This window comes from Streptomyces sp. NTD91, assembly GCF_059510455.1.
The window spans coordinates 1-4862 of sequence record NZ_JCAJZW010000103.1 but is presented as its reverse complement, the minus strand read 5'-3'; the positions used below and the strand labels follow the sequence as shown (position 1 = coordinate 4862).

Here is a 4862-nt window from a genome sequence, read left to right as displayed (position 1 = left end):
ACCCCTACGCCGTGGCCACCCCCGGCGCAGGCGGTGACAACTGCCGGGCCAGCCAGGTCGGTACGCCGCCGAGCAGGCGGAACAGTCTGCGGGCCTCCTCGCGCAGGCGGGACGCCTCCGGTTCGGTCTCCGCGTCGGCGAGCGAGGCCAGCGCGGGGGCCGTACCCACCAGGTAGCCCAGCTCCTCGCGGATCCGCAGGGATTCCGCGAACCCGTTCCGTGCCTCGGCCAACTCCCCGTCACGCAGGGCGAGTCCGGCCAGGTGGCGCCAGGTGAAGGACAGCAGCAGCGCGTCCGCGTGCGCGGTGGCGCCCGCATGCGCCCGGCGGTACGCGGCCCGCGCCGCCTGCGGGGAGCGGGTCAGGTTCTCGGCGATCAGGCCCCGGCGGAAGTCCAGCAGGGCCCGCAGGGGCGCCCCCGGAGGAATCAGCGCCGCCGCCCGCCCCTGCGCGGCCCGCGCCTCGTCCGCGCGGTCCCGGACGCCGTGCAGCGTGGCCGTGTAGGCGAGCTGGCCGCGCTCGCAGGCGGCCGCGCCCCGCTCCTCGTCGGTGTGCGCGAGCGCCTCCGCGGTGCGCAGCGCGTCCTCCGCGTCCGCCCACCCCCGCTCGGTGTACAGACACCGTTCGACGAGCAGCGCGGCCCGCTGCAGGGCCGTGGCGGGGGTGTCCGGTGGCAGCAGGGCCGCCGCGTCCGCCCAGCAGGCCCGCGAGCGCAACCGCCATACCGCGGTCTGGAGAGGATCGTCACCGGCGGTCGTTCCGTTACCAGACATGGCGGTGTGCGCCACGTTGCCCTCCCCGAGCACGCCATCGAGCTGTTGAGTGGTGGCGGCATTCCAGCACCAATCGCGGCGCCGGGCCAAGAGGGTGGGTGAAAGATTTCACAAAGTGGTGGGGTGCGGGCGTGACCGGTTCGGCCGCCACGCGCCCAGCCGACCTCAGCTCATGCGCAGGGCGAGGAAGAAGTCGAGCTTGTCCTCCAGGCGCGAGAGGTCCCGTCCCGTCAACTGCTCGATCCGGCTCACCCGGTAGCGCAGCGTGTTGACGTGCAGGTGGAGCCGGGTGGCGCAGCGGGTCCAGGAGCCGTCGCAGTCCAGGAAGGCCTCCAGGGTCGGGATCAGCTCGGCCCGGTGGCGGCGGTCGTACTCCCTCAGCGGGTCCAGCAGGCGGGCCGTGAAGGCGCGGCGGACGTCGTCCGGGACGAAGGGGAGCAGCAGGACGTGCGACGCCAGCTCCTGGTGTCCCGCCGCGCAGACCCGGCCCGGACGGGCGGCCGCGACCCGGCGGGCGTGCCGGGCCTCCTCCAGGGCACCGCGCAGCCCCTCGGCGGAGTGCACGGCCGCGCTGACGCCGAGGGTGAGCCGGCCGTCGTCGCCCAGGCCCGCTGACAGTGTCTCCCGTACCGCCCGCAGCAGGGAGTCGGCCAGCAGGCCGGTCTCCGAGCCGTCGTGCTCGGCGGCGACCGCGGGCAGCGGCACCAGGGCGATCGCCTCGTCACCGGTGTGCGCGACGGCGATCCGGTCGGACGGCTCCGGGCCGGTCGCCAGCGGGTCGACCAGCACTTCCTCCAACAGCGACTGGGCGACCGGGCCGCCCTCGACCTCTCCCGCCCGTCGCCCGCCCCCGCCCTCGGCCGAGGGCCCTGCGGGCCCGCCATCCTGTTGGTCCCACTCCACGCGGGCCACCACGACCTGCCAGTGCGGGGCCGCGCCGAGACCGGGCAGCAGCACCGGGGCGGCCACCCGAAGGCGGGCGGCTATCTCGGCCGGTGCGGCGCCCGTCTGGACCAGCTCCAGCACCTCCTGGGCGAGCCGGCGCCGCACCGTGCGCGCGGCGTCCCGCCGGTCCCGCTCGACGGCGATCAGCTGGGTGACGCCCCGCAGCAGGTCCAGGCGCTCCGCGGGCCAGTCGCCGGCGTCCGCCCCGACGGCCAGCAGCCAGTCCGACAGCACCGTCTCGCGCACGTCGCGGGCGCCCTGCGGGGAGTGTCCGGAGGAGTGGACAGGGAACAGCGAGTACGTCGTACCGCCCAGCAGGACCCGGTGCGGGCCGCGCCGGCCGGTGCGGGTGGCCGCCAGATGCTCGGCGGCGAGCCTGGCGCAGGTCTCCGCGGACAGCGCCGGGCCGTGGACCTTGGAGCCGGCGATCAGCCGCCCGGTCGGGGCAAGTACCCAGGCGCGCAGGTCCAGATCGGAGCCGAGCAGGTCGAGGACCACGTCCGGACCGCCGCCCGCCGGACCCGAGGTCATCATGCGCCGGTGCCGGTCCACGACCACCGCGAGGTCCCCGGCGCGCTCCCCGGAGACCTGCCGCACGACGTGTTCGGTGATCGTCGCGAACGCCACGGACTCGTGCACCGCGAACAGCGGCAGCCGGTGTTTGGCGCAGGCCACGACCAGGTCGTCGGGTATGTCGCCCAGCTCCGCCTCGCCTGCAGCGAGCGCCGCCACCCCGGCCTGCACGAGGATCCGTACGAACGGCTCGGAGTCGTCGGCGTCCCGGCGCCAGGCAAGGCCGGTGAGCACCAGCTCGCCCCCGGAGAGGTAGCGGCTCGGGTCACGCAGGTCGGTGGTCATGACCCCGCGCACCGACCGGTCCAGCTCCTCCTCGCCGCCGAGCAGCCGCAGCCCCAGCGCGTCGGTGTCCAGAAGTGCGCGCAGCCGCATCTCGTCGCCGCCGTTCTTTGTCTCGAAACCTACGATGATCTTGGAGGGTGACGGAGGACTCGCCCGGAATCGGACGCAGTGGGCGTTCTCCGGGTCTCCGTGCTGTTTCCTGCGGTTCCGCCGGAAATCGGAGAGGTGACCGACGACCTCCGTTCATATGAATCTACAAGATGCCCGTCGTGGCCAGCCAACTCCTTCATGTTTTCGGTGACTGACCCGGCCGGAGCGCCGGACGGTGTACTGAGCCCACTCCACGTGAACGGGGCATGAACGAGCCGGGTCCGCCGCTCGCGGAATGGCTCGATCCGTACGACCCCCGAGAAGCGGAAGAGAGCCGGTCATGGACTTCCTGCGCCCCGCCGGCCGTCCTCGCGGCGATCCGGCGTGCGAGCGGGCGGGAGCCCGGCCGCACGCCGGTGCGGCCCGGGCGCCGTACGGGACCGCGTAACAACCCCACAGCTCTCCGGGCGGCGCCGGGAACGTCACACACTCCACCGCGCCACCCGGGAGGAACCCCTCGAGTTCCGCACCGCTCGCGGTCCTCGCACCACCACCCCCTTCGTTCGTCTCGGGCCGTCCCCCGGGTCGTCCATTCCCCGATCCCGTACCTGACAGAGCAGGTGTACGGGTGCTCCGATGAACCTTGGGAGATGGCACCATGACCCAGCAGTCAGTGGAGCCGACGACCACCGCCGAGGACGCGGGCGCGGGTTCGCGCCCCTCGGCCGGAAGGTCGTGGCTCGACCGGTACTTCCACATATCCGAACGAGGATCCACCGTCGCGACCGAGGTCCGCGGTGGCGTCACCACCTTCATGGCGATGGCGTACATCCTTCTGCTCAACCCGGTGATCCTCAGCGGCGCGGACAGGTCCGGCGACTCCCTGAGCCAGAAGGCGCTCATCACGGCCACCGCGCTCGGCGCGGCGGTCACCACTCTCCTCATGGGCTGGGCCGGCAAGGTGCCGCTCGCCATGGCCGCCGGACTGTCCGTCTCCGGTGTGCTGGCCGGGCTGGTGATGGGGACCAAGACCCTGACCTGGGCGCAGGGTCTCGGCATGTGCGTCGCGTACGGCGTCGTGATCATGCTTCTCGTGGTCACCGGCCTCCGTGAGATGATCATGAACGCGATCCCACTGCCGCTCAAGCACGGCATCACGATGGGGATCGGCCTGTTCATCGCGTTCATCGGCCTGGTCAAGGCCGGATTCGTGCACGCCGGTACGGCGACCCCCGTGACGCTGGGCGACAAGGGCGAACTCGTCGGCTGGCCCGTCCTGCTCTTCGCGGTCACGCTGCTGCTCATCTTCGCGCTGCAGACCCGGAACGTGCCGGGCGCCATCCTCATCGGCATCGTCACCGGCACCCTCCTCGCGGTCGTCGTCAACGCGTTCGGGCTCGTGCACGACGCGTCCTGGGCCAACGGCGAGGGCCCCGCGCTGCACGGCGGCGCCGTGTCCATGCCGGACTTCTCGCTCATCGGCAAGGTGTCCTTCAGCGGCCTGGGCGACGTCGGCTACATGACGGTCACCATGATCGTCTTCACTCTCGTGCTCGCCGGGTTCTTCGACGCGATGGCCACCATCATCGGCATCGGCACCGAGGCCGGCCTCGCCGACGAGCGCGGCCGCATGCCGGGTCTGTCCAAGGCGCTGTTCATCGACGGCGCCGGCGGTGTCGTCGGCGGTGTGGTCGGCGGCTCGGGCCAGTCCGTGTTCGTCGAGTCCGCGACCGGCGTCGGCGAGGGTGCCCGCACCGGACTGGCCTCGGTGGTCACCGGCTGCTTCTTCGCCCTCTGTCTGTTCTTCACGCCGATCACGGCGATCGTGCCGCGCGAGGTGGCCTCGGCCGCCCTGGTCACCATCGGCGCGATGATGATGATGAACGCCCGTCACGTGGACTGGGCGGACCGGTCCGTCGCGATCCCGGTCTTCCTGACCGTCGTGATCATGCCGTTCACCTACTCGATCACCCCCGGCGTCGCCGCGGGCGTGATCTCCTACGCCGTCATCAAGGTGGCCCAGGGCAAGTGGCGGGAGATCAGCGGCTTCATGTGGGGCCTGACGGTGCTCTTCGTCGTCTACTTCTCCCTGCATCCGATCCAGGCGCTGCTGGGTGTCCACTAGGGCGTGTTTCGAAAGTAGCGGACCCCGCCCGGAGGGCGGGGTCCGCGGCGTCTGGTGCGGTGCATCGCAAGG

Annotated in this window: 3 protein-coding genes; 1 reads left to right on the top strand and 2 read right to left on the bottom strand. The window is 72.3% G+C overall.

What is annotated here, in order from left to right; genetic code table 11:
- Nucleotides 1-4 precede the first annotated feature (4 nt).
- Together AC5WRT_RS38685 and AC5WRT_RS38680 are read right to left on the bottom strand one after the other, a co-directional pair.
- Nucleotides 5-772: a hypothetical protein gene (locus AC5WRT_RS38685; protein WP_496096348.1), complete on the bottom strand. Its 768-nt coding sequence runs from the start codon at nucleotides 770-772 to the stop codon at nucleotides 5-7.
- 165 nt (nucleotides 773-937) lie between these two features.
- Nucleotides 938-2665, bottom strand: coding sequence for a PucR family transcriptional regulator (locus AC5WRT_RS38680; RefSeq protein ID WP_496096347.1), 1728 nt, complete (start codon nucleotides 2663-2665; stop codon nucleotides 938-940).
- A gap of 658 nt (nucleotides 2666-3323) precedes the next feature.
- Here AC5WRT_RS38680 and AC5WRT_RS38675 point away from each other — a divergent pair.
- The gene (locus tag AC5WRT_RS38675; protein ID WP_496096346.1) at nucleotides 3324-4790 is read left to right on the top strand and encodes an NCS2 family permease; all 1467 of its coding nucleotides are present in this window, start codon (nucleotides 3324-3326) and stop codon (nucleotides 4788-4790) included.
- Nucleotides 4791-4862: the final 72 nt, after the last annotated feature.

What these genes read in the sequence shown, in the direction of transcription:
- AC5WRT_RS38685 (WP_496096348.1), bottom strand. Translation starts at nt 772, where the DNA reads ATGTCTGGTAACGGAACGACCGCCGGTGACGATCCTCTCCAGACCGCG.
- AC5WRT_RS38680 (WP_496096347.1), bottom strand. Translation starts at nt 2,665, where the DNA reads ATGCGGCTGCGCGCACTTCTGGACACCGACGCGCTGGGGCTGCGGCTG.
- AC5WRT_RS38675 (WP_496096346.1), top strand. Translation starts at nt 3,324, where the DNA reads ATGACCCAGCAGTCAGTGGAGCCGACGACCACCGCCGAGGACGCGGGC.